The following is a 25066-nucleotide window of genomic DNA, read 5'->3' on the forward strand; positions in this document are numbered from 1 at the left end:
ATCGGCGCGCGGGAACAGCTTGCCGCCGAAGCCGCCGCCGATGAACGGCGAATCGAGGCGGACGTTTTCTGCCGGGATGCCCAGGATCTTGGCCATCTCGGCCTTATTCCAGGCGATCATCTGGTTGGAGGTCCACAGCGTGAGCTTGTCGCCCTCCCATGCCGCGATCGTCGCGTGCGGCTCCATCATGGCGTGCGCTTCATCAGGCGTTGAGTAGCGCGCATCGAGCCGGACCGGCGCGGCGGCAAACGCTGCGGCGAAGTCGCCGACCGCGGTATCCCCGGGACCGCCGGTGATGGGATTCGGCTTCGCCTTGTCCATCAACGAGGCAAGATCGAACGCGCCCTGCTCAGGGGCGTAGTCGACGCGGATGAGCTCTGCCGCGGCCCGCGCCTGTTCAAACGTTTGGGCGACGACGACGGCGATGGCCTGGTGATAATGCTGGATCTCGGGGCCGCCGAGCAGTTTTGCGGTGTTGAGTCTGCCCTTGTCGAGCTTGCCGGCATTCTCGGCCGTGACGACGGCGAGCACGCCGGGCGCGGCCTTGACGGCGCTGAGGTCGATACTTTTGATCCGTCCTTTGGCGATCGCAGAGCCGACGACATAGCCATAGGCCTGGTCCGCCACCACGTCGTGCCGCTCATAAGCATAGGGCGCGGTGCCGGTGGTCTTGAGCGGACCGTCGATCCGGCTGACGGATTTGCCGATGACCTTGAGCTGGTCGATTGGATTGGTCGTAGCGGCAGTTTCGAACTTCATGATGTCAGCCCTTCGCTTCGGCCAGCGCTGCGCCGAGCGTGCGCTCGACCAGCGGCAGTTTGAATGCGTTCTCGCGCGTCGGCTTGGCGCCGGACAGCAGTTGCGCGGTGACCGCCTTGGCGCCGCGCGGCAACTGCGTCTCGGCGGACTCGATACGCCACGGCTTATGGGCGACACCGCCGAGTGCCACGCGGCCGGTGCCGTCGCGCTGCACGATGGCAGCGACCGAGACCAGCGCGAAGGCATAAGAGGCACGGTCACGCACCTTGCGATAGATGTGCGTGCCTCCGACGGGTTTTGGCAGTGTCACCGCCGTGATCAATTCGCCTGGCGAAAGTGCCGTCTCGACATCGGGCGTGTTGCCCGGCAGATGGTGAAAATCGGCAATCGGGATCGTTCGCGCGGGACCGTCGGGTCGCACGGTTTCCACTGTTGCGTCGAGCACGCGCATCGCCACCGCCATGTCGCTCGGATGGGTGGCAATGCAGGCTTCGCTTGCGCCCACCACGGCGTGCTGGCGGCTGAATCCGCCGACCGCCGCGCAGCCGCTGCCGGGCCGGCGTTTGTTGCAGGGCTGGTTGGTGTCGTAGAAATAAGGACAGCGGGTCCGCTGCAGCAAATTTCCTGCGGTCGTCGCTTTGTTGCGCAACTGACCCGAGGCGCCGGCCACCAGCGCACGCGACAGCACGCCATAGTCGCGCCGCACGCGCGGATCAGCGGCGAGATCAGTATTGCGCACCAGCGCGCCGATGCGCAGTCCGCCCTCGGGCGTCGATTCGATCTTGTCGAGCGAAAGGCCGTTGACGTCGATCAGATGCGCAGGGGTCTCGATCTCGAGCTTCATCAGGTCGAGCAGGTTGGTGCCGCCTGCAATGAATCGCGCGCCCTCGGTCCGCGCGGCGGTCGCCGCCGCCTCGGCGGGACTGCGGGCGCGTTCATACGTGAATGATTTCATGCTGGCCTCCCGGCGACTTCTGATATCGCCTCGGCGATGTTGGAATAGGCGCCGCAACGGCAGATATTGCCGCTCATGCGCTCGCGGAGTTCGGCATTGGTCAGTTGCGGCGGCGCGTTCAGGTCGGCGCTGACGTGGCTCGGAATGCCGGCCTCGACCTCGTCGAGCACGGCAACCGCCGAGCAGATCTGCCCGGGCGTGCAATAGCCGCATTGATAGCCGTCATGCTTCACGAACGCGGCCTGCATCGGGTGCAGGTTTTCCGGCGTGCCCAGCCCCTCGATCGTCCTGATCTCGTCGCCCTCATGCATGACCGCCAGGGTCAGGCACGAATTGATCCGCCGCCCACCAACGATGACCGTGCAGGCGCCGCACTGGCCGTGATCGCATCCCTTTTTGGAGCCGGTGAGATGCAGGTGCTCGCGCAGCGCATCGAGCAGCGTCGTCCGCGTGTCGAGCGCAAGTTCGCGCACCCTGCCATTCACATTGAAAGAGACCTTGGACATCGAGATGGCTGGGGCGGTGGCAGCCTGCGCAGGACCCGCCGGTGTTTGCGCATCGGCGATCCCGGGCGCCGCACCAAAAGCCACCGACGCGGCGGTTCCCAGCAACAGTTTCCGGCGCGATAGTTCGAAGTCGCTCGGACCTTGCATGTCGTGTTCCCATTCTGCTGTCGTTCGGATGAGTTTCGGCGCAACCATGTCGCGGCCCGCATCAAGCATCCGTAACTGCGCCACGTTTCGGCTGTTCCTGCCTGGCGTTCACGTTTGAAAGAGCGAGGCCGGAGACCGTGATGACCGGCCTGCAGAGGCTAATAGCTGCCCGGCGCTTCGATTAGATGCTATAATCAGCTTGTACTTATGAATTGGATTCATGAATGGCGCGCCAGAACATCAACGATCTCCTCGCGTTCCTGGTGGTCGCGCGTGAAAGGAGCTTCACCCGGGCGGCGGCGCAGCTCGATGTTTCACAATCCGCGCTCAGCCATACGATCCGCGCACTGGAGGAGCGGCTGGGCCTGCGGCTATTGACGCGCACCACCCGCAGCGTTGCACCGACGGAGGCCGGCGAGCGCCTGCTGCGAACGGTGGCGCCGAAGCTTGCGGAGATCGATGCCGAGCTTTCCGCGCTGACCGAACTGCGCGACAAGCCGGCCGGCACCATCCGCATCACCGCGGCCGAACACTCGGCCACGACGATCCTCTGGCCCGCGCTGTCGAAACTGCTGCCGCGATATCCTGATATCAAGGTGGAGGTGAACATCGACTATGGCTTCACCGACATCGTCGCGGAGCGTTACGACGCCGGCGTTCGCCTCGGCGAGCAGGTGGCAAAGGACATGATCGCGGTGCGCATCGGACCTGACTTCCGCATGGTGGTCGTCGGCACGCCGTCCTATTTCGCCGTTCATCCGAAGCCCGCCAAGCCGCAGGACCTGACGGCCCATCGCTGCATCAATATCCGCCTGCCGACCTATGGCGGAATCTACGCCTGGGAATTCGAGAAGCGCGGACGCGCCTTGAGGGTCCGCGTCGAAGGTCAGTTGGTGTTCAACAACATGGCGCTGCGGATGAATGCGGTGCTGGCGGGGCTCGGCCTCGCCTATCTGCCGGAAGACCAGGTGCAGCCGCACCTTGCCGATGGGCGGCTGGTCCGCGTGCTCACCGACTGGTGTCCGCCCTTTTCAGGCTATCATCTCTATTATCCGAGCCGCCGCCAGGTTGCCCCCGCCTTTGCCGTGCTGGTCGACGCGCTGCGTTACCGGGGCTGCACAACCGCGCTGGACGAGTAAAAAATAAAAGGGCCGCAGCAGTGCTGCAGCCCTCTCTCCTGGAAGGGTCCGTCACTGAATTGTGCAGACCTTCATGATTTTCATGCCTGTTTCAGCCTCGGTCCAACCGGCAACTCCTGAGGAAATTGATTGTTCCATTTTTTCCCGGTCTGTAGTCCCGATCCCGGCCAGCGCCGCCCTAATCCATCGTGGATCCCTCCAAACTCTTGAGGTATTTGAGGCCCTCGACCGCCAGCAGCTCGGCCTCGCTGTTACCGGCCTCCCAGCGTTTCTGAATGAAGCGCTTCAACAGCGCACGCCGTGCGTCGTTCTCGTCGAGCCCCCTGTTGATCAAGAGGTAGACACTCCACGCCCGGGTGCAGGCAGTCTCCACGATATCCGGGTCAGCCATTCGATTCCTCCAGCAAATCGGCCACGAAGCAGATTGCCGCTTTTTCCCAATTTCTGCCCTAAGAACGCAAGCCTAGTATTGCTCGAATATCACACTGGGGGTTTAGTTTTACCCCCGGGGAACAACCGATTCCTCGGGAACTTGTGCCTCATCGCGATCACGCGATGGGGAGAGAACCACATGCGACGTTTCGTTCTGATTGCTGCTACGCTGCTTGCTTCGCTGGCCATGACCGTATCCGCTTCCGCCAGGCTGGGTATTGCCCCGATGACCGCGCCGGATGGCGGAGTGATTGAGGTCAAGCGTGGGCGCGGGCGCGGTCATGGACGTTGGCACCGCGGACGCGGTCACCATTACGGATGGTACAGAGGCCGCGGTCACCACAAATGGCGGCACCATCGCCGCTGGTAAGGCTTTCGCTGCATTCGCATTCGTCATTCCCATTGCCCGGACGACACGCGAATGGCAGCGATGCGAACGGTCGCGCCGTCGAGGTGCGGCCGGTTCGGGAATTTAAGGAGTGATCGATTCAGCCAGAGTTCAGCCCAAACCCATCTCGACCGCAATCCGGATCAGATCCGAATGGTTCTTGGCGCCGAGCTTCTGCTTGAGCAGCGAGGTGGTGTTGGCCACCGTCTTGTAGGAAATCTCCAGTGCGTCGGCGACTTCGACGATCTTGTCGCCGCGGCCCAATAGCCGTAGAATCTCCAGTTCGCGCGCCGTCATTTGCGACGCCGGATTGGCCTTGATAGAAGCGCCCGAGAAGGTCACCGCTTCCGCCAGTTGCGGTGAAATGAAATTGTCTCCCGCGGCCACCTTGCGGACGGCCTTCACCAGCATCCTTGGATCGTCGCCCTTCGAGACATAGCCCTGCGCGCCCATCTCGATGGCGCGAACCACGAACGCCGGATCGTCATTCATGCTGAACATGATGATCCTGGCGTTCGGATCATCCTTGCGGATGCGCCGCATCAGTTCGAAGCCGGAAACATCGGGAAGCTTGATATCGATGACCGTGACGTCGGGCCGCTTTGCCACGTAGGCGCGGTGGCCGGACTTGGCGTCGGTGGCCTCATCGATCTTCACGGTATTGTCCGACGCAAACAGCGACCGGCAGCCCGACAGGACCACCGGGTGGTCGTCGACGATCAGGACCTTCGTTGCCGGTTTGGCAGTATTTTGCATCATCCATCCCCTTGGGAATAAATAAGCGGTTGGCGACATTTGAAAAGAGAAATCTTGGGTTGCGGGAGTTATAATAAGCCCAAATGTGGGAAAGGCTTTCTCTTCGAACGCGGTTATTGCTGCCGCTCGGCCTGATGTTCGTGGCCGCTCTGCTGGCCGGCGGCGTTTCGCTCCAGATCTTTGCCACGGCGCAACTTATGGAGGAAACCGAGCCGGCCGCTCGCTCGGCAAAGGCGGTCGCGGCTGCGCTCAACGGAGCGCTTCGGACCTCTGCCAATCCACAAGCGACGCTCGATGCATTCGTGCAATCGCTGGGGGACTCCGAGGCAATCCGGTTTCGCCGCCTCGGGACCAACCTCGATGTCCATCCTCCCGAGGTGCAAACCCCCTTGGGAACGGTGCCTGACTGGTTCGTCAGCCTCATCTCCGTCCCCGAATTCAAAGCCGCCTTCCCCGTGATGATCGAGGGAAAGCAGGTCGGCGACATTGTATTTGCGCCCGACATGTCCGCCGACATCTACGAGAAGTGGGTCGGATTTCTGGCCATCATCTGCTCCGGAGTCACCCTGATGCTGTTGACGGCGATCATTGCCCATTTCGCCGCGCGCTCCGCGTTGCGGCCGCTGCAAACGCTGGGCGACGGCCTGACCCGGATGCGAACGGGCGACTACGAGCAACAGATTCTCCCTGCCGGCCCGCCCGAGATCCGCAAGAGCTCGCAGGAAGCCAACGAACTTGCCCGCACCCTCAATCGCCTCAGCCAGGACAACCGCAGCCTGCTGCGCCGGATGGTGTCGCTGCAGGACGATGAGCGGCAGGACATGGCGCGCGAGCTTCATGACGAGCTCGGGCCGCTACTGTTCGGGATCCGCGCCAACACAGTGGCGCTGCTGGAATCCATCCCGTCCGGCGAAGCGGAGCTGAAGAACGCCGCCGAAGGCATTCTGCAATCGGTCGAAACATTGCAGCAGGCGAACCGCCGCATCCTCGACCGGCTGCGGCCGCTCTACATCCAGGAGCTCGGCCTGGAGAAGAGCATCCAGACGCTGCTGCAGAACGTGAAGGCGCAGGCGCCTGATCTGAAGGTGACGTCGCAGATCGACGCGAAGCTGAACGAGGTCGATGGCTTGCTGTCGCAGACGGTCTATCGCGTGATCCAGGAGGCGGTGACAAACGTGCTTCGCCACGCCAAAGCGAACTCGATGCACGTTGCGGCAGCAATCAACGACCGCGAAGTGATCGTGGAAGTATCCGACGACGGCGTCGGCTTTCCGACGGATCGGGTGTTCGGCCGGGGATTGACGGGAATGCTGGAGCGCGTTCGGGCGCTGAGCGGGACGCTTGAACTGCTGCGCGAGTCAGCGCGCACTTGCGTTCGTTGCCGGCTGCCCGCGAGAGATTCCGCCGCAGACGCGCGAGGCGCAAAACAGAACTAACGGTCAGCCGGCCTAGTCCTACTGCGTCATGAGCCCCTCATGGTGAGGAGCGCGAAGCGCGTCTCGAACCATGAGGCCCGTCTGTGGCCTACATCCTTCGAGACGCCCGCTCCGCGGGCTCCTCAGGATGAGGGTTTGGTTTAAACGACTGTGACGCAGTAGAGCTAGTCAGCAACGCCGGCAACTTCCTGGCGCAACGCTTGCCCCGAAGGGGCGCAGGTGGTCCGCTGGATCTTGGCGTCGCGTGAAAAGGTGAACACGATGCGGACCGGTTTGCCTTCGTGGCTCAGATAATCGAGCACGACGCCCTCGGCGGTCGGCGTGATTTCCTCCAGCCCGAATGCGGTGGGCGCGAGCGCATCGAGGCGCGGCCGCCAGTAGGATTCGAGTTCGCCGCGGCCTTCGCTGACCTTGACCCCGCCGCAGCGGCATTCGAGCGTCGCATTGTCGGCATGGAGGTCGAGCAACGCCGCCAGGTCGCGATTCCGGCACGCGTCCAGCCAGTCGACCACCAACGCTATCTGATCGAAATCTTCTGCCAAGCCCGCGATCCCATCCACGTCGCTATACCTTGTCCTGAGCGCTGACGCTGGTGAGGGAGTATGGCGATCATCGTGAATGGACACTGAACGGCCTATTGTCTGGAACGCACCGTGGAACTCAAACGATTGTGCGGAACAAAGGTTCCAACAAGCTAGTCCGGGTGAATACGGGGGACGGCACTTAGATGCGGCGCTGCCCGCGCCACCACACACCGAACGCGATGACGACCGCAAACGCCAGCGTGAACCAAGTGACGGCGTATTGCAGGTGATCGTCCTTGAGACGCACGGAAAGCGGCCCGGGCTTTGGAATGCCGCTCTCGGGCACCGGCGTTTCCAGATCGACATAGAACGGCGCGACGGCCTTGCCGCGTTCACCCCAGCCGAGCGCGCGCGCCATCGCAAGATGATCGCGGGTGAACCAGAGCCGTTTTGCCGCGCTCTCCGGCGGCGTCAGCGCAGCAGCGCTTTCGGGAAAACGGATGTAGCCGGTGAGTTGCACCGGGTCACCGGTGATGAGCGGTCTCGCGGCGCGATCCTGCTGGTTACGGTCCTGCATCGTGTTCTGCACGAAGCCGGTGTTGACCACGATGGTGTTGCCGTCGGCGAGACGCGACGGCAGGAAGGCCCAGGTGCCGGGGCCGGAGATGTCATCGCGAACCGCGGAGCCCGCGCTATAGACCATCGCGTCCGGCAGCGGCGCGTAGGTCGCGGTAAAGCTGACACGGCGGAATTCGTCTTTGGCCGGTGTCAGCGCGTCCCATTGCGATTGCTGCGGCAGCGCGCCGGGCGCAGCCGCAAGCCGTTCGTTCAGCCTGGCGATCAGCGCGTGCTTCTCGACCCGGCGCTGCATTTGCCAGATGCCAAGGCTAGCGAAGACCGCCACCATGACCAGCGTGAATATAGCAAAGCCGGTGACCGCCGGCCGCCGCGACAGCAGGCCGGTCATTTCGGCTCGCGGTCGATCAGCCGGCCTGGCGCCGCCTTGTGATGAAACTGCAGCGCTATCAAAAGCGACTTCATCGAGCGCAGCGGCAGAAGCGTGGTCGCGAGGATCAGCGGCAGCCAGAGCGCCGCATGCAGCCAGAACGGCGGCTGATACTTGATTTCGACGATCAGGGCGGCGGTGACGACGACCGCGCCCGCCAGCATGATGATGAAGATCGCAGGCCCGTCGCCGGCATCGATGAAGGCGTAGTCGAGCCCGCAAGCTTTACAATTCGGACGCAGGTTGAGGAAACCCGCATAGAGCTTGCCTTGGCCGCAACGCGGACAGCGGCAGGCGATGCCGCGTATCGCGCTCTGGGTAATGGTAGGTGATTGATCAGGCGTCATACTGTGTCCTTCCCCTCTCCCCTTGTGGGAGAGGGTGGATCGAATGAGCGCAGCTCATTCGAGACGGATGAGGGGTCTGTCTCCGCGGATAGAGACCCCTCATCCGCCTTCGCTGCGCGAAGGCACCTTCTCCCACAAGGGGAGAAGGAAGAACGAAAAAGGGGCGGTCCTTCCGACCGCCCCTTGTAGCACGTCAAGCCTGCAATCAGTGCCCGGCCACGGGCCCCGCGCCGCGGAACCAGACATAGATGCAGATGAACAGGAACAGCCACACCACGTCGACGAAGTGCCAGTACCAGGCGGCGAATTCGAAGCCGAGGTGCTGCTTGGGGGTGAAGTGACCGGCATAGGCGCGGATCAAGCAGACCAGCAGGAACACGGTGCCGACCAGCACGTGGAAGCCGTGGAAGCCGGTCGCCATGAAGAAGGTCGCGCCGTAGATGTTGCCGGAGAAGCCGAAGGTAGCGTGGGCGTATTCGTAGGCCTGCACGCCGGTGAAGGCGGCCCCGAGCAGCACGGTGAGGATCAGGCCGTACTTCAGGCCCTGACGGTCGTTCTCGAGCAGCGCGTGATGCGCCCAGGTGACTGTCGTGCCCGAGGTCAGCAGAATCAGCGTGTTGAGCAGCGGCAGATGCCAGGGGTCGAAGGTCTCGATGCCCTTCGGCGGCCACGTGCCCGGCACGGGGCAGGCGCCGGCGGCCGTTCCGGGGCCGCAGCCGAACACCGCGTCGCGCGTGGCGTGGACCGCGTCGGCGGGGAACAGCGCGGAATTGAAGAAGGCCCAGAACCAGGCGACGAAGAACATCACCTCGGAGGCGATGAACAGGATCATGCCGTAGCGGTGGCTGATCTGCACGACGCGGGTGTGGTCGCCCTTGTACTGGGCTTCGCGGATCACGTCGCCCCACCAGCTCGCCATGGTGTAGAGCACGCCGATGGTGCCGATGCCGAAAACGACCGGTGCGCCGGCGAACATCTTGTGCATCCAGGCGATCGCGCCCACTGCCATGATGAAGGCCGAGATCGAGCCGACCACCGGCCACGGACTCGGATCGACAAGGTGGTAGTCATGGTGCTTCGCGTGCGCCGTAGCCATTGCGGTCTCTCCGTTAGATGTGCCGTTCCCTTCGGCACATATTCGTCTCAAATTTCGACCCCGAAATCCCGTTAGATCGGTATCCGGCGGTCACAGGTTTCTCGTCACAAGTTTCGCGTTACAGATTTCCCTTGCGCTTGTCGCCTTCGCCGGCCGCGAGCGGCTTCGGCGCCGGATCGCGCACGGGATAGAAAGTGTAGGATAGCGTGATCGCTTTCAGGGCGTCGTTCTCGCTGTCCTTGGCAAGCTGCGGATCGACATAGAACACCACAGGCATCTCGCGCTTCTCGCCCGGGCCCATGGTCTGTTCGGTGAAGCAGAAGCAGTTGATCTTCTGGAAATAGGCGCCGACCGTCAGCGGCGCGACGTTGTAGGCCGCAACGCCCGTGGTAGCGCGCGCGGCCTGGTTGATCACGGTATAGAACACGGTGACGACTTCGCCGATCCGGACCTCGATCTCGTTCTGCTCGGGCTCGAATTTCCAGGGCAGGCCGGGGCCGACATTGGCGTCGAACCGCACCGCGATCTTGCGGGCCAGCGGCGCGTCTGACGGTGCCGAGGTCGCAACCTGGGTGGTCCCGTTGAAACCGGTGGCGCGGCAGAACCAATTGTAGAACGGCACGGCCGCATAGGAAGCGCCGACCATGAACACCACGACAAAGCCGCAGATCGAGGCGACGACCGCATCGCGCGTCAGGGTACGGCGCGAAGCGGTCTTGCCGCCCCCCGTCTCTCCCTCGCGCATTTGCGGATTGTTTTCCATCTCAGCTACATTCAATGATCAAGTTACATTTCAAGGTCACATGGGCCGGACGAGAACGCCCGGCCCCTTGACCATGGTGACCGCGAAGAACAGCACGACGAGGACGCCGAGCGCGAGCGCAATGGCGATCGAGCGGTGACGGCGGCTTCTCTTCTGCGCCTCGGTGAGGACGATTCCATCTGGTTTGCGATTGTCGTCCATTCGTGGCCCATGCGCCCCCTACCCGATCAAAGGTATGACAGCGCGGGCCACGACCTCGAGCAGGAGCGTCGCAAACAGCGCGAACAGATAAAGGATCGAGAAAGCAAACAGCCGGCGCGTCGCACGCAGCGCCTGCTTGCCCCCGCGGTGGCGGTAGACCTCGATGGCAAGCCACATCATGCCGGCGCCGAGCACCAGCGAGGTGAGGCCGTAGACCGCGTCGAAATAGCCGAGCGGCCATGGCGCAGCCGCAATCGCGACCAGCACGATCGTGTAAAGCAGGATCTGCAGCCGCGTCGCATCGGGCCCGGCGACAACGGGAAGCATCGGTACGCCGGCGCGGGCATAGTCGTCGCTGCGGAATAGCGCGAGCGCCCAGAAATGCGGCGGGGTCCAGAAGAAGATGATGAGGAACAGCAGCACCGGCTCCATCGACAGCGAGCCGGTGGCCGCGGCCCACGCCACGACGGGCGGCAGGGCGCCGGCGGCGCCGCCGATCACGATGTTCTGCGCGGTCCAGCGCTTCAGCCACATGGTGTAGATCACCACGTAGAAGAAGATCGTGAACGCCAGAAGTCCGCCGGCCAGCCAGTTGACCAGGACCCCGAGCGTGATCACCGAGAAAAACGCCAGCGTCAGGCCGAACGCCATAGCCTCCGGCGGGGTGATGCGTCCACGCGGGATCGGCCGGTTGGCGGTGCGCGTCATCTTGGCGTCGATGTCGCCTTCCAGGGCCATGTTCAGCGCGCCCGAGGCGCCGGCGCCGACTGCAATGCAGAGGATAGAGGTGAAGGCAATGACCGGATGGACATGGACCGGCGCAATGAAGAAGCCGACCAGCGCGGTGAAGATCACCAGCGACATCACCCGCGGCTTCAGCAGCGCGATGTAGTCGCCGACCTCGGCCTCGGAAATCCGGGGGCCAAGCTCGATGGCGTGGTGATCGACAACCGACACGATGGACTCGTTTTCCCTAGAGAGTGCGACGCGCTTTCTTCAAAAGCGCGCCGCGGTTTTCCTTACTGCACGCGCGGCAGCACTTCGAACTGGTGGAAGGGCGGCGGCGACGTCAGCGTCCATTCCAGCGTGGTGGCGCCTGCGCCCCACGGATTGTTTTCGGCCGCCTGCTTGCGCATGAAGGCGTCGACCACGCCGTAGATGAAGATCAGCACGCCGAAGCCCGAAACGTACGAGCCGATCGAGGACACCAGGTTCCAGCCGGCGAACGCATCCGGATAGTCGACATAACGGCGCGGCATGCCCGACAGGCCGAGGAAGTGCTGCGGGAAGAACACCAGGTTGACGCCGATGAAGGTGAACCAGAAGTGCAGCTTGCCGATGGTTTCCGAATACATGTAGCCGGACATCTTCGGGAACCAGTAGTACCAGCCCGCGAAGATCGCGAACACCGCGCCCAGCGACAGCACGTAGTGGAAGTGCGCGACGACGTAGTAGGTATCCTGCAGCACGCGATCGACGCCGGCGTTCGCCAGCACGACGCCGGTGACGCCGCCGACCGTGAACAGGAAGATGAAGCCGATCGCCCACAGCATCGGCGTGCGGAACTCGATCGAGCCGCCCCACATCGTGGCGATCCAGGAGAAGATCTTCACGCCGGTCGGCACCGCGATCACCATGGTGGCGGCGACGAAATAGGCCTGCGTCGCCGACGACATGCCGACCGTGTACATGTGGTGCGCCCACACCACGAAGCCGATGCCGCCGATCGCGACCATGGCGTAGGCCATGCCGAGATAGCCGAACACGGGCTTGCGCGAGAAGGTCGAGACGATCTGGCTGATCATGCCGAAGCCGGGCAGAATCAGGATGTACACTTCGGGGTGGCCGAAGAACCAGAACAGATGCTGGAACAGCACCGGATCGCCGCCGCCGTCGGCGGAGAAGAACGTGGTGCCGAAATTACGGTCGGTGAGCAGCATGGTGATGGCGCCGGCGAGCACCGGCAGCGACAGCAGGAGCAGGAACACCGTCACCAGGATCGACCAGACGAACAGCGGCATCTTGTGCAGGGTCATGCCCGGCGCGCGCATATTGAAGATCGTGGTGATGAAATTGATGGCGCCCAGAATCGAGGAAGCGCCGGCCAGATGCAACGAGAGGATCGCGAAATCGACCGCCGGCCCCGGATGGCCCGAAGTCGACAGCGGCGCGTAGATGGTCCAGCCCGCACCGACGCCGTTGGCGCCCGGCTCACCCTCGACGAAGGTCGACATCAAAAGCAGCGCGAAGGAGGCCGGCAGCAGCCAGAACGAGATGTTGTTCATGCGCGGGAACGCCATGTCGGGCGCGCCGATCATCAGCGGCACGAACCAGTTGCCGAAGCCGCCGATCATCGCCGGCATCACCATGAAGAAGATCATGATCAGGCCGTGCGAGGTCACGAACACATTGTAGGTGTGGGATTCGTGAAAGAACTGGACGCCGGGATACATCAGCTCGATGCGGATCGCGATCGACATCGCCGCCCCGATGATGCCCGCGAAGATCGCGAAGATAAGGTACATCGTGCCGATGTCCTTATGGTTCGTCGAATAGACCCAGCGCCGCCATCCGGTCGGATTGGCATGCGCATGGTCATCATGTCCGTGTCCCTGGGCGTGATCGTGGTGTGTCGCAGCGGTCGTTGCCATTTTGAAATCCTGCCTTGCAGTCCCTTTTCGGACCTTTTTCAGGTCCCGTCGCCCTTGTCCCTTAGCTTGGCCGCGCCTTACTGCGCGGCCTGACCACCAGCCGAAGCGAACGTGTTCGCCGGGTTGGTCGCATATTTCTTCTTCGCCGCCTCAACCCAGGCCGCGAATTCCTGGTCGTCCACCACCCGCACCGCGATCGGCATGAAGGCGTGGTCCTTGCCGCACAGTTCGGAGCACTGGCCGTAATACATGCCGACCTTGGTCGCCTTGAACCAGGTCTCGTTGAGACGGCCGGGGACCGAGTCGATCTTGATGCCGAACGCCGGCACCGCGAACGCGTGAATCACGTCCGCGCCGGTGGTCTGGACGCGGACCATCTTGTTGACCGGCACCACCATCTCGTTGTCGACGCCGAGCAGGCGCGGCTGCTTGTCCTGCGCCATCAGCGAATCGAATTCGAACTTGCCGTTATCCGGATAGGCGTAGCTCCAGTACCACTGCTTGCCGGTGACCTTGACGGTCAGGTCGGCCTTGGGAATGTCGAGCTGCTGGAACAGCAGGCGGAACGACGGCACCGCGATGGCGACGAGGATCAGCACCGGAATTAGCGTCCAGGCCACCTCGATCAGCGTGTGGTGGGTGGTCCTGGAGGGGACCGGATTGGCCTTGGCGTTGAACTTCACCACCACGATGACCAGAAGCGCCAGCACGAACAGGGTGATCAGCGTGATGATCACCAGCAGCAAATTATGAAAGCTGATGATGTTTTCCATCACCGGCGTGGCGGCTTCCTGCAGCGTCATTTCCCACGGCTTGGGCTGCGCCCCCAAAGCCGCCCCGCCGGCCGCGAGCGCCATGCCCGCCACCGCCAACCCCAGCAACCGCCGGCCCATCTGGCCACTCGACATCTTCATGCCGCTCGCGCTCCTTTGAATAAGTCCCCAAAGCACGCCCGCCGAATGGCCGGGAATGCCGCACGATCCGCCCTCACAAACGGCCTACCGGAGGTACTTTTGGAAGTACACCTACAAAAGTACCTGCAACAGCATTGCTACAGTACCCTGGGCCAGATCGTTAGAACGCGTCGAAATCCAGCTTCTCAAACCATAATTCTCAGGCTCTCGCAATGCAGTAGTGGGGCGCAAAGCCATGCGTCACCTGCTATTCGCCGGAGGTCGGATTTTCCTGACAAATCAGGCAAAACCCGCCGTTTTGCGAGGCTGCGCCGCTTGACAGCCCGGTTGCCGGATGTAGGCACATTCACGCGCGCGCCCGAGCGACCTGATTCGCGCGTGGCTCGGACGACGGCGTGGATTGGCTCTCGGTTGCCTTCAAGGCGCCGTCATTGCGTATCAGTCCGGGCAAGTCCAGTTACAATGTGTGCTGCCGGCGTGGCCGGAAATCGTGAGAGGATCGACCCGGATGGGGCGTTCGAAACATCAGGCAGGAAGACAGCAGAGGGGACTTGGCTTGGAACCGGCCCGCTGGCTCGGCGGCCTGCTCGCCGCGGCATTCCTGCTTGGCCTGACCCAGGCAGCGGGCGCGCAAGGAGCGGTGCGGTCGGTCCATGGCGACTGGCAGATCCGCTGCGACACCCCGCCGGGCGCGCAAGCCGAGCAATGCGCCCTGATCCAGAGCGTGGTGGCCGAGGACCGCTCCAACGCCGGCCTCACCGTGATCGTGCTGAAAACCGCCGACCAGAAGAGCAAGCTGATGCGGGTAGTGGCGCCCTTGGGCGTGCTGCTGCCCTCCGGCCTTGGCCTGAAGCTCGACAATCAGGACGTCGGCCGCGCCGGTTTTGTCCGCTGCCTGCCCAATGGCTGCGTGGCCGAGGTGGTGATGGACGAGAAGCTGCTCGGGCAGCTTCGGACGGCCAAGACGGCGACGTTTATCATCTTCGAGACCCCGGAAGAGGGTATCGGGTTTCCGCTCAGCCTGAACGGGATTGGTGAGGGGTATGACAAGCTGCCGTGAGTCACCGGAGCTGGCCTCAAAGCCGGCCTCGCCTTAGCCACCTGCGCCGGCGCTGGCGTAGTAATCGAACAATCGGCCGGCCTCGGTGGACAGCCAATCCGCCTCACCGGTGATGTAGCCTTGGACTTGCCCGGTGACGCCGAGCAGGAAGGAAATCGGCATGCCGTAAAGCGCGAACGGGGTGTCGATGCCGTCGCGTGCGCCGGCACGCGCCACCAGTCCGCCGGGATCGAAACCGATCGCGAGATGGCGAAGCTTCAGTTTCTTGACGAAGGGTGCGACGAGAGATCGATCGCGGTCGGTCGTGACGGCAACGACCGCGAGGTCGGCGCGGCCGCTTCCCGCGAGCCGATCCAGTATCGGCAATTCGGTGCGGCAGGCCGGGCACCAGGTCGCCCAGAAATTGACGAGCACCACCTTGCCGCGGAACGACGGCAGATCGAGTGCACCTCCGCCGAGGCGAGGGATCGGCACCGCTGGGACCGGGCGCGCGCCGCGAACCTCCGTGAACTGATGCCTGGCGGTTGCGAATGGCGGCGGTCCGCCGGTCCCTGCGCGACCCGGCGATGACATTGCAAGCGATGTGGCGGTGCCCGCTATTCCCACCAAGAACGTGCGGCGGTTCGGGCGGCGATGCGACGTCATGTCGGTGCTCCGCTATTCGGGCCTGAATCATTTGTTACGATCGGATGTAGGACCAACCGGCTTCCTGCAATTCGATGATGCGTCCAGGTCCGCTCGGCACGAGTTCTACATCGTCGATCAGCGTGATCGGACGCCCCTCCTGGCGCTCCATGCCGAGCCTGGTCGCCTCGCACACCACGAAACGGATGTTCGCATTGACCGTCCTGAGTACGCGCAGCATGTCCTTCACCGGTGAGGTATCGGCGCGGAGCATGTGAACGCCGGCGTTGTAGGCGACGACCTCGATCGTGAACGCTTCGTTCCGCTCCTGATAGTATTTCGGAAGGTTGAGCGAGGTCGAGATCAGCGCCCTCATCGTGGTGGGGTCATCGGTGTTGATCGGCAGCACCAGCCGATGCATCCGAACCGTAGCCGGCTTCGTCTGCGGCTTTGAGGCCGCCGGCTCCGATCCCGTCAGCAACAGGGTCACGGTCAGCGGCACCGCGAAGGCCAGGATCAACCCCACGGCAGTCATCAATTCACGGCGAGAGGGGCGCATCGGCAGCTTCACGAAGTCTTGCCAGGCAAGGTCTTGGCAGGCGAAGCCTTGACCAGCGATGCGATCTGGCCACGCCCGGCATAGGCGACCACAGCGTTCAGCGCCAGCAGCACAATGGCCGGCACCGCCGAACCGCCGATGATGAACAAATGGGTGATCACCGCGCCGACCATGATGCAGATCAGCAGCAGCGCACCGAGCACAGTTTTGTGCGGCAACAGCAGCAGGATCGCGCCTATGATTTCCAGCCCGCCGGTGACATAGCGAAACCATTGCCCGAGCCCAATGTGCTGGAAATTCTCCACCAGCATGGGGACGCCATAGAGCTTCGCACCGCCCGCCGCCACAAAGACAAGCGCAAGTAATCCCCTGACGAACCACAGAGCAGCAGACGTCCAGTACGGTCTGGCAGGCGCAACAATCGTCGACATCGAGAACTCCCGGATTGGTGAAAACAGCGGCGGACAGCAGCGCCGTCCGTCGGCAAGGAAACCCCAAGGGGGTGTCAAAACCAAAATTCGGGACTAAGATGAAATTGACAAGTAGGATGATTTTTCTGAGGTAGTATGAAAAAGCAGACTAATGCGAATGAAGCGCAAGAATGCCCCTCCGAGCGGGTCAGACAGCAGTTGCACCGGGCGCTTCGTCTGCTCTCGGGCAAGTGGAAGGGCGAAATCCTCTGGCAGCTTGTCGATGGCAAGCAGCGGTTCGGCCAATTGCGGCGCGCCATCCCCGACGTGACCCAGCACATGCTGACCACACAATTGCGCGATCTCGAAAACGAGGGCCTGGTGAAGCGCACCGTGTTTGCCGAAGTGCCGCCGCGCGTCGAATATGAGATGACGCCCGCGGCAAAGGCCCTGAGACCTGTATTCGAAGAGCTGTCTCGCTGGGCCGATGCGCATGGCAGGCTGGATCCCGATCCGCCCGCCGTGGACGACGACGCCAAAGGCCGCATCAGTCCGCCCGACCGCCCCTCGCGCTCGGCTCCGTGACTCCAGGGGCTCAAAGCAGCATGGCCATCATGACGACGTCTTCATAAGCGCCATCAACCAATACCGCGTGGCGCTGCAGGCCTTCGACCGTAAAGCCGACTTTCTTGTAGAGTTTGATCGCGACTACATTGTTTTTCCGGACCGTCAGTTCGATCCGATGCAGCCCGAAGGCCCGTGCGGCGGCAAGCGTCTGCGCGATCAAACGCCCTCCCAATCCCCGCCGCCGGAATTCCGGCAGGAGAGCCATGCCGAGAACGCCGACATGAGCATTGATCGGTCTTGGGTTGGGCAACGCGTCGCACCAGCCAACGACTTCGCCGTCCGACAATGCGACCAGTTGCGGATAATTTTGCTTGATGTTGTTAAGAATGAATGCCCGCACCACCTCGATCGGCGGGGCTTCCAGAAACGCGAGATAACGGCGCTCCCTTGCGACGAAATCGAGAGCTCGATGAAAGCTTTCGATATGGGCTTCCGTTATCGGAACAATTTCGACAACACTCATCGTCTCGGCAACGTGTTGATCCCGCCCCTCGCGGAATGACCCGGAAACCACTATCTTGAATGTGCCCCTCCGACAACGGACTGATTTGATGACCAATCCTGCCACAACCTCCCTGCTTGATCGCGCCAACCTCGACCGCGATGCCGTCCGACGCGAGATCGCGCGGGGGCTGGCGGGGGCCGACGACGGCGAACTGTTCCTGGAATATGGCCAGACCGAAGCGCTCGGTTTTGACAATGGCCGGCTGAAGCAGGCGACCTACGACACCTCACAGGGCTTTGGCCTGCGCGCGGTGAAGGATGACGCAGTTGGTTACGCGCATTCCTCCGACGTTTCGCTGCCGGCGCTGATCCGCGCGGCGGATGCGGTCGCCGCCGTACGCGGCGGCTACACCGGCAACTTTGCCGCAGCCCCGCCACATACCAATGTGCGGCTCTATGGTGACGAGAATCCGCTGGATGCGCCGGGGTTCGAGGCCAAGGTGAAACTGCTGGCCGAGATCGACGCCTATGTGCGCGACAAGGATCCGCGGGTGCGGCAGGCCTCGATCAGCCTGGGCGCCACCTGGCAGGTGGTGGAAATTTTGCGGCCCGACGGCGAGAGCTACCGTGACATCCGCCCGCTGGTGCGGGTCAATATTTCGGTGGTCGCGGGCCAAGGCGACCGCCAGGAAAGCGGCAGCAAGGGATATGGCGGCCGCGAGGGTTATGCGCGGTTCATCGAGACCAAGGCGTGGCGCGAGGCAGCCGACGGCGCGATCCGCGAGGCGCTGGTCAATCTGGAATCGGTCCCCGCGCCTGCCGGCGAAATGGACGTGGTGCTGGGCGCCGGCTGGCCCGGCGTGATGCTGCATGAAGCCGTCGGTCATGGCCTCGAAGGCGACTTCAACCGCAAGCAGACCTCGGCCTTCGCGGGATTGATGGGCAAGCAGGTCGCAGCCAAGGGCGTCACCGTCGTCGACGACGGCACCATGGCCTCGCGGCGTGGTTCTCTCTCAATTGACGACGAAGGCACGCCGACCAACCGCACGGTGTTGATCGAGGACGGCATTCTCGTCGGCTACATGCAGGACCGGCAGAACGCGCGGCTGATGAACATGAAGCCGACCGGCAACGGCCGCCGCCAGAGCTACGCCCATGTGCCGATGCCGCGCATGACCAACACCTACATGCTGGCGGGCAGCCGCGACCCCGCGGAGATTCTGGCGTCGGTAAAGAACGGCATCTACGCGGCGAATTTCGGCGGCGGCCAGGTCGACATCACCTCCGGCAAATATGTGTTCCAGTGCACCGAGGCCTACAAGATCGAAAACGGCAAGCTCGGCGCGCCGCTCAAGGGCGCCATGCTGATCGGTAACGGGCCGACCGACCTGCATCGCATCACCATGGTCGGCAACGATCTGGCGCTCGATACCGGCATCGGCACCTGCGGCAAGAACGGCCAGGGCGTGCCGGTTGGCGTCGGCCAGCCGACGCTGCGGATGGAAAAGATCACGGTCGGAGGAACGGGCTAGTGAGCGACGAAAAGCTGGTGAGCGAAGAGAAACAACCGCCCGCGGCCAAACCGGTGAGCTGGCGCGGCCAAGCCGTCCAGCTCGTGGCCATTGTCGCCGTCGTTCTCGTCGCCAAGGGCGCGATTGCCGAGCCGTTTTACGTTCCGTCCGGTTCTATGGAGCCGACGCTTCTGATCGGCGACGCGCTGGTGGCCTCGAAATTTCCCTATGGCTACGGCGCGGCGTCGCTGCCGATCCAGATCACGCTGCCGGAAACCGGCCGCCTGTTCGGCGATACGCCCAAGCGCGGCGACGTCGTCGTGTTCCGCTGGCCGGGCGACCGCTCGCAGGCCTGGGTCAAGCGCGTGGTCGGATTGCCGGGCGACCGCATCCAGATGCGGCAGGGCCAGCTCTTCGTCAACGATCATGCGGCTGCGTTGAAGCCGGACGGGATGGGCGAAGCGGAAGACGATCGCGGCAACACCGAACGGGCCTATCGATTCATCGAGACGCTGCCGAACGGCGTCAGCCATGCGATCTTCAAGATGCGCGACAACGGCCGGCTCGACAACACGCCCGAAGTGACGGTGCCGCCAGGCCAACTGTTCGTGCTCGGCGACAACAGGGACAATTCCGCCGACAGCCGCGTCGCGGTGCGCGACGGCGGCGTGGGCCTATTGCCGATCGACAATCTGATCGGCCGGGCTGATGCCGTGGTCGGCTCCTGGGATTTGGGCATGCGCAGCCAGCCGGTATGGACCTGGCTGTCGGGCTTCCGGCTGGCACGGTTTTTCACCTCCGTGCATTGATGTCGACCCTCATGGTGAGGAGCGCGTCTTCGCGCGTCTCGAACCATGAGGCCCGGAACGTCCGTGGCCCTTCGAGACGCTATCGAGTGCGCGCTCCTCAGGGTGAGGGAGCAAACACGTGACCTTCGATGACGTCAGAAAATTCGCGCTCGCCTGGCCTGAGGTTGAGGACGGCACCTCCTACGGCACGCCGGCCCTGAAGGTACGCAAGAAGATGCTGGCGCGGCTGAAGGAAGACGGCGACAGCCTGGTGATGCCCGGCGTGCCGCAGAACGAGCGCCAGATGCTGGTGGAAAGCCAGCCGCAGGTGTTTTACTTCACCGATCACTACCGCGATTATCCGATGGTGCTGATCCGCCTGTCGAAAGCCAAGCGCGCGACCGTCGAGCCGTTCCTGCGGCGGCACTGGCGCACGCTGGCATCGAAGAAGGCGGTGAATGAGTTCGATCTCGAAGCGTAGGGTGGTTTCGCGCTATGCCCACCATGCGCATCTGTCAGACCTCATCCTGAGGAGCCGCCAACGGGTCGCGCGAACGCGCGCCCGATGACAGGCTCCGCGGCGTCTCGAAGGATGAATGGCACCAGCGGGGCCACATGGTTCGAGACGGCGCGTTCGCGCCTCCTCACCATGAGGGTTCAATAGTTACAGCGGCGCTCGAATGAATAAAGACCAATTCCTCACCGCCGCCTTACAGAATCCCGCCAACGAAATCATCACCGAAGAACTGTTCCGGCTCGCGCTGCCGGATGCGTGGCTGGTCTCCGGGTGCCTGGTGCAGACGGTGTGGAACGTGCTGACCAAGCGCGCGGTCGATTACGGCATCAACGATTACGACGTGTTCTATTTCGATCCCGATACGTCATGGGAAGCCGAGGACGCCGTCATCCGCATGCTGGCGGAGCGTCTTGCAAGGCGCGGCATACAGGTCGAGGCGCGCAACCAGGCGCGGGTTCATCTATGGTACCCGGACAAGCACGGCCTGCCCTACCCCGCGCTGCGTTGTTCGACGGAAGGTATCGACCGCTTCCTGACCAGGAATACGCAGATCGGAATCCGCCGCACGCGCGAGGCTTATGAGGTGTACGCGCCGAACGGCTATGGCGATGTCGCCGCACTGGTCGTACGACCCAATCCGGGCGCGAATTTTTCCGCCGTGAATTACGAAGCGAAGGCTGCGCGATGGAAAGCGTTGTGGCCGGAGATTACGGTGTTGCCGGCTGCGACATCGTAACAATCATCGTCGTCCCTGCGAACGCAGGGACCCATAACCACCGATGTTTGTGGTTACGAAGGCAACCGCCCCAGTGCCAAACGAGAAGCCGCGGCGTATGGGTCCCTGCGTTCGCAGGGACGACAGCGGTGAATGTCGCGGCTACCGCACCACGCCCGACGTAAATCCCGCCTTCCGTCGCGGCGGCTTGATGTCTTTCTTCAGGAAGCAGTGCGCCTCCTTGCCGGCATAGCCAGGCCGCGCATAGGTCCAGGCGCGACACTTGTTGTCGGCGGCGCAGGCGGCCTTGCAGGCGTCGTCGCCGCCATCGCCACTCTTGAGATCGAAACTCTTGTAGTCGCCGCCGAAGCGGTCGATCGAGGTTTCGATGGTGTCGTTGCGCCGTTCGACCACGCCGGCGCCGCGCACGCCGGAGACGCAGCAATCGCCGCTCTGCACCCGCGCCGGAACGTTGCTCTTGAGCCAGCACACCGCACCGTTGGCGAGGTCGGTCGGATAGTTGAAGCTCCAGGCGCGGCAGCGCCGGTCGCGCTCGCACACCAGCGCGCATTCCGCCGGATCGCCCGAGATCACGGGGGCGCTGAGATAGTCTCCGCCAGGGCGGTCGAATTTGGCCTGCGCCAGCGCCGGGCGCGCGCCGAGGGCCGCCGCCAAAAAGGCGAGCGTCACCATACACGCCCCGAGCAGGCGAACTGACCTCATTTGCAGTTGCTTTCGCATACGCGTTTTAAGCGCGGGATGACGCTTCCTCGAATCGCCGTCCCCCTCCAGCCCTTTGAGTTTAAGCATGGTCGTTTCGGAAAACCGCACCCGGTTTTCCCTCGCGACAAACGCGAAAACGCGTTTGCGCGGAGATCATGCTCCAGCCGGCCGTCATTTGAGCGCCATCAACCTGTACGGCGGATGAACGGCCCAAAAACGAAGCAACCCGTTCAACTAAAACGCGTATTCCTGATAGACGGGTTCCACGGAACCGCCCCAGGCGCCATTGAATTTGTCCAGCATTTCTTCCGCCGGCGTGCGGCCCGATTCGAGGATCCGTTCGAGCGGCTCGAGGTGACGGCTCTCGTCGCGGCCGGAATGGTCGGCACGGTTGCGCCGCCGCAAGCCCGCATGCGACAGCTTCAGGCATTCCTTGGCGATTTCGAACAAGTAACGATCCTTGATCCTGGCCTTGAAGCCGAAGCGCGGGACGTCGTCGCGCAGCGCCTGACGCTCCGCTGCGGTCCAGTGGCTGACCAGATCCCAGGCCGCGTTCAGGCTGTCGTCGTCGTACAACAGGCCGACCCAGAACGCCGGCAGCGCCGGCAGCCGGCCCCACGGCACGCCGTCGGCGCCGCGCATTTCCAGATAACGCTTGAGGCGGACTTCCGGGAAAATTGTCGACAGATGGTTGGCCCAGTCCGACAACGTCGGACGCTCGCCGGGAAGCGAATTGTTGCGGCCCTCGAAGAAGGCGCGGAACGACGAGCCGGCGACGTCGATATAGGTCTCGCCGCGCTTGACGAAATACATGGGCACGTCGAGCGCGTAGTCGACCCAGCGCTCGAATCCCATGCCGTCCTCGAACACCCACGGCAGCATGCCGGCGCGCGCATTGTCGGTGTCGCGCCAGATCTCGGAGCGGAACGACAGGAAGCCGTTGGGCTTGCCTTCCGTGAACGGCGAATTGGCAAACAAGGCGGTCGCCACCGGCTGCAGCGCAATCGACACGCGCAGCTTCTTGACCATGTCGGCCTCCGAGGAGAAGTCGAGATTGGTCTGCACCGTACAGGTCCGGTACATCATGTCGATGCCGTAGTTCCCGACCCTCGGCATGTAGTTGGTCATGATCTTGTAGCGGCCCTTGGGCATCACCGGAATCTGCTCCCGCGACCAGGACGGCGTCATGCCGAGTCCGAGAAAGCCGATGCCCAACGGCGTCGCGATCTCGCGGACCTGCGCCAGATGCGCCATCAGCTCGGACTGGGTCTGATGCACGTTTTCGACCGGCGCGCCCGATAATTCGAACTGCCCGCCGGGCTCCAGCGAAATCGCGCCGCCGCCGGTGACGTCATAGAGGCCAATGATGTTGCCGTGCTCCATGATCGGCTCCCAGCCGAGCAAAAGCTGCATGCCTTCGAGTAGCGCGCCGATGCCGCGCGCGCCTTCGTAGGGCACCGGCTGACGGCCCTCCAGCGTGAACGGGGTCTTCTCGTGCTCGGTGCCGATGCGGAACTCGGACGGCGGCTTGATGCCGGCTTCGAGCCACGTGACGAGTTCGTCACGCGATTGCAGCGGCGTCATATCGATCTGGTCACGCGCCATGAAAAATTCCGGATATCTGGCGATTCGACCGAACGCGCCGTGTGGCCAAGGGAATGCGGACGGTGTCGTCCGCACCAACGAAACATATCAGGGCAGTCATCGCGCCGGCACGCCGTCGCGGGCAGTGGCCGCCTTGACGTCGGAGCAGGAGCAGCCCAGCCGGTCGAGCAGACCGCAGAGCTTTATGGCGTCGGCATCGGACAGTTTCGAGCCGACGTGCTTTTCGATCGCTGCCGAATAAGCGCTCCACATCTTCTTCTGCAGTTCACGCCCGGCCTCGGTGATCTCCACGAACTGGCCGCGCTTGTCGATCTTGCATTCGCGCCGCGCCGCCAGGCCCTCGTCCACCAGGCGGTCGATCAGCCGCGAGGTAGAATATTGCGGGATCAGCATCTGCTTTTCCAGCTCGACCGGGCGCATCTCGCCGGACGGCGCGCGCGACAGTTCCAGCAGCGCGTCATACCAGGCCAGCGGCGGAAAGCCGGCTTTCTTCAAATCCTGCTCGACGGCATCGAGCACCCGGCTCTGCACCCGCATCAGGCGGATCCAGGCGGCGGTCGCCTCGGTCGATGGTTTGCGTTTCATCATCCAGTCCGTATCTGTCACAGATCAGTGTACCGCACTAAATGCAGGTGCATCAATCTTGACTATTCCATGCAAATGCATTTAGTCACCCCACCCGATAATATCGAGGGAAGGAAAAGCCGATGAAATTGTATTATACGCCAGGCGCCTGCTCGCTATCCCCCCATATCGCGCTTCTCGAGGCCGGTCTGCCCTATGACCTGGTCAAGGTCGATCTGCGCACCAAGAAGCTGGAGAACGGTGACGACTTTTTGAAGGTCAACCCGAAGGGCCAGGTGCCGGTGCTGGCGCTCGATTCGGGCGAGATGGTCACCGAGGGGCCGGTCATCGTCCAGATGATCGCCGACAAGGCCGCTGGCAAGAACCTCGCGCCCGCCCGCGACAGCGCCGACCGCTACAAGCTGCTGGAGTGGCTCAACTTCATCACCACGGAACTGCACAAGAGTTTCGGCCCGATGTTCTCGCCGGTGCTGGCCGACGACGCCAAGGCGTTCTTCAAGGACCGCGTGATGGGCAAATTCAAACATGTCGACAGCCAGCTAGCGGGGCGCGACTACCTGATGGGCAGCCAGTTCACCGTCGCCGACGGTTATTTGTTCACGATGCTGTCCTGGGCGGACCGGATGAAGTTCGACCTTTCGGCCATGCCGAATCTCCTGGCCTACAAGGCCCGCATCGCCGCGCGCCCGAAGGTGCAGGAAGCGCTGACCAAGGAAGGGCTGCTGAAGGCGGCGTGAGTTTTTGCGCATAGCGAATGCGAAAAGGGCCGGATCGATGATCCGGCCCTTTTTATTGTCGTGAGAATCCGCCTCCATCCACGCGGTCGTCCCTGCGAAAGCAGGGACCCATATGTGGACGGCCCCCGTGGCACAAGAGCT

At 63.2% G+C, this 25066-nt stretch carries 30 protein-coding genes; 9 read left to right on the top strand and 21 right to left on the bottom strand.

Annotated features, from left to right (window positions below):
* The 3 genes from CP49_RS05650 to paoA form a co-directional block, all read right to left on the bottom strand.
* The coding region (locus CP49_RS05650; RefSeq protein WP_156438080.1) for a molybdopterin cofactor-binding domain-containing protein at positions 1-759 on the bottom strand (759 nt) is incomplete at its 3' end.
* A 4-nt stretch (positions 760-763) separates the two neighbouring features.
* A complete protein-coding gene (locus CP49_RS05655) occupies positions 764-1714 on the bottom strand; it encodes an FAD binding domain-containing protein (RefSeq protein WP_057849318.1) in 951 nt (316 codons plus the stop codon).
* Entirely contained in the window at positions 1711-2367 is a 657-nt protein-coding gene (gene paoA / locus CP49_RS05660; RefSeq protein WP_057849342.1) for an aldehyde dehydrogenase iron-sulfur subunit PaoA, read from the bottom strand. Before paoA ends, CP49_RS05655 begins: the two co-directional genes overlap by 4 nt.
* A 224-nt stretch (positions 2368-2591) precedes the next feature.
* On the opposite strand from paoA, the gene CP49_RS05665 reads away from it, so the two are divergent.
* Positions 2592-3506, top strand: a complete 915-nt coding sequence (locus CP49_RS05665; protein WP_057849319.1) for a LysR family transcriptional regulator — start codon at positions 2592-2594, stop codon at positions 3504-3506.
* Positions 3507-3684: 178 nt separating this feature from the next.
* Here CP49_RS05665 and CP49_RS05670 read toward each other — a convergent pair whose 3' ends face one another.
* Complete coding sequence (locus CP49_RS05670; RefSeq protein ID WP_057849320.1) at positions 3685-3897, bottom strand: hypothetical protein; 213 nt, start codon at positions 3895-3897, stop codon at positions 3685-3687.
* Between the two features lie 540 nt (positions 3898-4437).
* Positions 4438-5082, bottom strand: a complete 645-nt coding sequence (locus CP49_RS05680) for a response regulator transcription factor (protein WP_057849343.1) — start codon at positions 5080-5082, stop codon at positions 4438-4440.
* Between the two features lie 83 nt (positions 5083-5165).
* Here CP49_RS05680 and CP49_RS05685 point away from each other — a divergent pair, with 83 nt between their 5' ends.
* Positions 5166-6518, top strand: coding sequence for a histidine kinase (locus CP49_RS05685; RefSeq protein WP_057849322.1), 1353 nt, complete (start codon positions 5166-5168; stop codon positions 6516-6518).
* 164 nt (positions 6519-6682) lie between these two features.
* Here CP49_RS05685 and CP49_RS05690 read toward each other — a convergent pair whose 3' ends face one another.
* The 9 genes from CP49_RS05690 to coxB form a co-directional block, all read right to left on the bottom strand.
* Positions 6683-7078: a nuclear transport factor 2-like protein gene (locus tag CP49_RS05690; RefSeq protein WP_156438082.1), complete on the bottom strand. Its 396-nt coding sequence runs from the start codon at positions 7076-7078 to the stop codon at positions 6683-6685.
* A 163-nt stretch (positions 7079-7241) separates the two neighbouring features.
* Positions 7242-8009, bottom strand: a complete 768-nt coding sequence (locus CP49_RS05695; protein WP_057849324.1) for an SURF1 family protein — start codon at positions 8007-8009, stop codon at positions 7242-7244.
* Positions 8006-8395, bottom strand: coding sequence for a DUF983 domain-containing protein (locus tag CP49_RS05700; RefSeq protein ID WP_057849325.1), 390 nt, complete (start codon positions 8393-8395; stop codon positions 8006-8008). Before CP49_RS05700 ends, CP49_RS05695 begins: the two co-directional genes overlap by 4 nt.
* 205 nt (positions 8396-8600) lie before the next feature.
* On the bottom strand, positions 8601-9491 hold the full coding sequence (locus CP49_RS05705; protein ID WP_057849326.1) for a cytochrome c oxidase subunit 3: 891 nt from the start codon (positions 9489-9491) through the stop codon (positions 8601-8603).
* A gap of 118 nt (positions 9492-9609) precedes the next feature.
* Entirely contained in the window at positions 9610-10236 is a 627-nt protein-coding gene (locus tag CP49_RS05710; RefSeq protein WP_420807592.1) for a cytochrome c oxidase assembly protein, read from the bottom strand.
* Between the two features lie 54 nt (positions 10237-10290).
* Positions 10291-10455, bottom strand: a complete 165-nt coding sequence (locus CP49_RS05715; RefSeq protein WP_057849328.1) for a hypothetical protein — start codon at positions 10453-10455, stop codon at positions 10291-10293.
* Between the two features lie 18 nt (positions 10456-10473).
* The gene (locus CP49_RS05720) at positions 10474-11412 is read right to left on the bottom strand and encodes a heme o synthase (protein ID WP_057849329.1); all 939 of its coding nucleotides are present in this window, start codon (positions 11410-11412) and stop codon (positions 10474-10476) included.
* A gap of 62 nt (positions 11413-11474) precedes the next feature.
* The gene (gene ctaD / locus CP49_RS05725) at positions 11475-13106 is read right to left on the bottom strand and encodes a cytochrome c oxidase subunit I (RefSeq protein ID WP_057849330.1); all 1632 of its coding nucleotides are present in this window, start codon (positions 13104-13106) and stop codon (positions 11475-11477) included.
* A 77-nt stretch (positions 13107-13183) separates the two neighbouring features.
* Positions 13184-14020, bottom strand: a complete 837-nt coding sequence (coxB, locus tag CP49_RS05730) for a cytochrome c oxidase subunit II (RefSeq protein ID WP_057849331.1) — start codon at positions 14018-14020, stop codon at positions 13184-13186.
* Positions 14021-14528: 508 nt separating this feature from the next.
* Here coxB and CP49_RS05735 point away from each other — a divergent pair.
* The gene (locus tag CP49_RS05735; RefSeq protein WP_057849332.1) at positions 14529-15080 is read left to right on the top strand and encodes an invasion associated locus B family protein; all 552 of its coding nucleotides are present in this window, start codon (positions 14529-14531) and stop codon (positions 15078-15080) included.
* A gap of 33 nt (positions 15081-15113) precedes the next feature.
* Here CP49_RS05735 and CP49_RS05740 read toward each other — a convergent pair whose 3' ends face one another.
* The 3 genes from CP49_RS05740 to CP49_RS05750 are packed head-to-tail and all read right to left on the bottom strand — an operon-like array spanning position 15114 to position 16694.
* On the bottom strand, positions 15114-15725 hold the full coding sequence (locus tag CP49_RS05740) for a TlpA family protein disulfide reductase (protein ID WP_057849333.1): 612 nt from the start codon (positions 15723-15725) through the stop codon (positions 15114-15116).
* 34 nt (positions 15726-15759) lie between these two features.
* Positions 15760-16263 carry a DsrE family protein gene (locus CP49_RS05745; RefSeq protein WP_057849344.1) on the bottom strand — a complete coding sequence of 168 codons (504 nt, stop codon included), beginning with the start codon at positions 16261-16263 and terminating at the stop codon, positions 15760-15762.
* Positions 16264-16271: 8 nt separating this feature from the next.
* Positions 16272-16694: a DoxX family protein gene (locus tag CP49_RS05750; RefSeq protein ID WP_057849334.1), complete on the bottom strand. Its 423-nt coding sequence runs from the start codon at positions 16692-16694 to the stop codon at positions 16272-16274.
* A 135-nt stretch (positions 16695-16829) separates the two neighbouring features.
* Between CP49_RS05750 and CP49_RS05755 the strand changes: the two genes are divergently transcribed.
* A complete protein-coding gene (locus tag CP49_RS05755; RefSeq protein WP_057849335.1) occupies positions 16830-17258 on the top strand; it encodes a winged helix-turn-helix transcriptional regulator in 429 nt (142 codons plus the stop codon).
* 10 nt (positions 17259-17268) lie between these two features.
* On the opposite strand, the gene CP49_RS05760 is transcribed toward CP49_RS05755, so the two are convergent.
* Positions 17269-17763, bottom strand: a complete 495-nt coding sequence (locus tag CP49_RS05760; protein ID WP_057849336.1) for a GNAT family N-acetyltransferase — start codon at positions 17761-17763, stop codon at positions 17269-17271.
* Positions 17764-17851: 88 nt separating this feature from the next.
* Between CP49_RS05760 and tldD the strand changes: the two genes are divergently transcribed.
* The 4 genes from tldD (at position 17852) to CP49_RS05780 (ending at position 21296) form a co-directional block, all read left to right on the top strand.
* Complete coding sequence (tldD, locus tag CP49_RS05765; RefSeq protein WP_057849337.1) at positions 17852-19276, top strand: metalloprotease TldD; 1425 nt, start codon at positions 17852-17854, stop codon at positions 19274-19276.
* A gap of 14 nt (positions 19277-19290) precedes the next feature.
* Complete coding sequence (gene lepB, locus CP49_RS05770; protein ID WP_156438086.1) at positions 19291-20064, top strand: signal peptidase I; 774 nt, start codon at positions 19291-19293, stop codon at positions 20062-20064.
* Positions 20065-20182: 118 nt separating this feature from the next.
* On the top strand, positions 20183-20524 hold the full coding sequence (locus CP49_RS05775; protein WP_057849338.1) for an MmcQ/YjbR family DNA-binding protein: 342 nt from the start codon (positions 20183-20185) through the stop codon (positions 20522-20524).
* 199 nt (positions 20525-20723) lie between these two features.
* Positions 20724-21296, top strand: a complete 573-nt coding sequence (locus CP49_RS05780; RefSeq protein ID WP_057849339.1) for a nucleotidyltransferase family protein — start codon at positions 20724-20726, stop codon at positions 21294-21296.
* A gap of 141 nt (positions 21297-21437) precedes the next feature.
* Here CP49_RS05780 and CP49_RS05785 read toward each other — a convergent pair whose 3' ends face one another.
* From CP49_RS05785 to CP49_RS05795, 3 genes are all read right to left on the bottom strand, one after another.
* The gene (locus CP49_RS05785; protein ID WP_057849346.1) at positions 21438-21998 is read right to left on the bottom strand and encodes a PAN domain-containing protein; all 561 of its coding nucleotides are present in this window, start codon (positions 21996-21998) and stop codon (positions 21438-21440) included.
* Positions 21999-22232: 234 nt separating this feature from the next.
* On the bottom strand, positions 22233-23603 hold the full coding sequence (locus tag CP49_RS05790; RefSeq protein ID WP_057849340.1) for a glutamate--cysteine ligase: 1371 nt from the start codon (positions 23601-23603) through the stop codon (positions 22233-22235).
* Positions 23604-23699: 96 nt separating this feature from the next.
* Complete coding sequence (locus tag CP49_RS05795; RefSeq protein WP_057849347.1) at positions 23700-24188, bottom strand: MarR family winged helix-turn-helix transcriptional regulator; 489 nt, start codon at positions 24186-24188, stop codon at positions 23700-23702.
* A gap of 122 nt (positions 24189-24310) precedes the next feature.
* On the opposite strand from CP49_RS05795, the gene gstA reads away from it, so the two are divergent.
* Positions 24311-24925, top strand: coding sequence for a glutathione transferase GstA (gstA, locus tag CP49_RS05800; RefSeq protein ID WP_057849341.1), 615 nt, complete (start codon positions 24311-24313; stop codon positions 24923-24925).
* Positions 24926-25066 lie beyond the last annotated feature (141 nt).

Origin of the sequence: Bradyrhizobium valentinum (genome assembly GCF_001440405.1) — a bacterium.
Lineage (GTDB): Bacteria > Pseudomonadota > Alphaproteobacteria > Rhizobiales > Xanthobacteraceae > Bradyrhizobium > Bradyrhizobium valentinum.

What these genes read in the sequence shown, in the direction of transcription:
- CP49_RS05670 (WP_057849320.1), bottom strand. Translation starts at nt 3,897, where the DNA reads ATGGCTGACCCGGATATCGTGGAGACTGCCTGCACCCGGGCGTGGAGT.
- CP49_RS05760 (WP_057849336.1), bottom strand. Translation starts at nt 17,763, where the DNA reads ATGAGTGTTGTCGAAATTGTTCCGATAACGGAAGCCCATATCGAAAGC.
- CP49_RS05655 (WP_057849318.1), bottom strand. Translation starts at nt 1,714, where the DNA reads ATGAAATCATTCACGTATGAACGCGCCCGCAGTCCCGCCGAGGCGGCG.
- coxB (WP_057849331.1), bottom strand. Translation starts at nt 14,020, where the DNA reads ATGAAGATGTCGAGTGGCCAGATGGGCCGGCGGTTGCTGGGGTTGGCG.
- CP49_RS05780 (WP_057849339.1), top strand. Translation starts at nt 20,724, where the DNA reads ATGAATAAAGACCAATTCCTCACCGCCGCCTTACAGAATCCCGCCAAC.
- CP49_RS05705 (WP_057849326.1), bottom strand. Translation starts at nt 9,491, where the DNA reads ATGGCTACGGCGCACGCGAAGCACCATGACTACCACCTTGTCGATCCG.
- gstA (WP_057849341.1), top strand. Translation starts at nt 24,311, where the DNA reads ATGAAATTGTATTATACGCCAGGCGCCTGCTCGCTATCCCCCCATATC.
- CP49_RS05755 (WP_057849335.1), top strand. Translation starts at nt 16,830, where the DNA reads ATGAAAAAGCAGACTAATGCGAATGAAGCGCAAGAATGCCCCTCCGAG.
- ctaD (WP_057849330.1), bottom strand. Translation starts at nt 13,106, where the DNA reads ATGGCAACGACCGCTGCGACACACCACGATCACGCCCAGGGACACGGA.
- CP49_RS05685 (WP_057849322.1), top strand. Translation starts at nt 5,166, where the DNA reads ATGTGGGAAAGGCTTTCTCTTCGAACGCGGTTATTGCTGCCGCTCGGC.
- CP49_RS05715 (WP_057849328.1), bottom strand. Translation starts at nt 10,455, where the DNA reads ATGGACGACAATCGCAAACCAGATGGAATCGTCCTCACCGAGGCGCAG.
- tldD (WP_057849337.1), top strand. Translation starts at nt 17,852, where the DNA reads ATGACCAATCCTGCCACAACCTCCCTGCTTGATCGCGCCAACCTCGAC.
- CP49_RS05695 (WP_057849324.1), bottom strand. Translation starts at nt 8,009, where the DNA reads ATGACCGGCCTGCTGTCGCGGCGGCCGGCGGTCACCGGCTTTGCTATA.
- CP49_RS05785 (WP_057849346.1), bottom strand. Translation starts at nt 21,998, where the DNA reads ATGAGGTCAGTTCGCCTGCTCGGGGCGTGTATGGTGACGCTCGCCTTT.
- CP49_RS05750 (WP_057849334.1), bottom strand. Translation starts at nt 16,694, where the DNA reads ATGTCGACGATTGTTGCGCCTGCCAGACCGTACTGGACGTCTGCTGCT.
- CP49_RS05680 (WP_057849343.1), bottom strand. Translation starts at nt 5,082, where the DNA reads ATGCAAAATACTGCCAAACCGGCAACGAAGGTCCTGATCGTCGACGAC.
- CP49_RS05790 (WP_057849340.1), bottom strand. Translation starts at nt 23,603, where the DNA reads ATGGCGCGTGACCAGATCGATATGACGCCGCTGCAATCGCGTGACGAA.
- CP49_RS05745 (WP_057849344.1), bottom strand. Translation starts at nt 16,263, where the DNA reads ATGCGCCCCTCTCGCCGTGAATTGATGACTGCCGTGGGGTTGATCCTG.
- paoA (WP_057849342.1), bottom strand. Translation starts at nt 2,367, where the DNA reads ATGCAAGGTCCGAGCGACTTCGAACTATCGCGCCGGAAACTGTTGCTG.
- CP49_RS05710 (WP_420807592.1), bottom strand. Translation starts at nt 10,236, where the DNA reads ATGCGCGAGGGAGAGACGGGGGGCGGCAAGACCGCTTCGCGCCGTACC.
- CP49_RS05735 (WP_057849332.1), top strand. Translation starts at nt 14,529, where the DNA reads ATGGGGCGTTCGAAACATCAGGCAGGAAGACAGCAGAGGGGACTTGGC.
- CP49_RS05665 (WP_057849319.1), top strand. Translation starts at nt 2,592, where the DNA reads ATGGCGCGCCAGAACATCAACGATCTCCTCGCGTTCCTGGTGGTCGCG.
- CP49_RS05795 (WP_057849347.1), bottom strand. Translation starts at nt 24,188, where the DNA reads ATGAAACGCAAACCATCGACCGAGGCGACCGCCGCCTGGATCCGCCTG.
- CP49_RS05700 (WP_057849325.1), bottom strand. Translation starts at nt 8,395, where the DNA reads ATGACGCCTGATCAATCACCTACCATTACCCAGAGCGCGATACGCGGC.
- CP49_RS05740 (WP_057849333.1), bottom strand. Translation starts at nt 15,725, where the DNA reads ATGACGTCGCATCGCCGCCCGAACCGCCGCACGTTCTTGGTGGGAATA.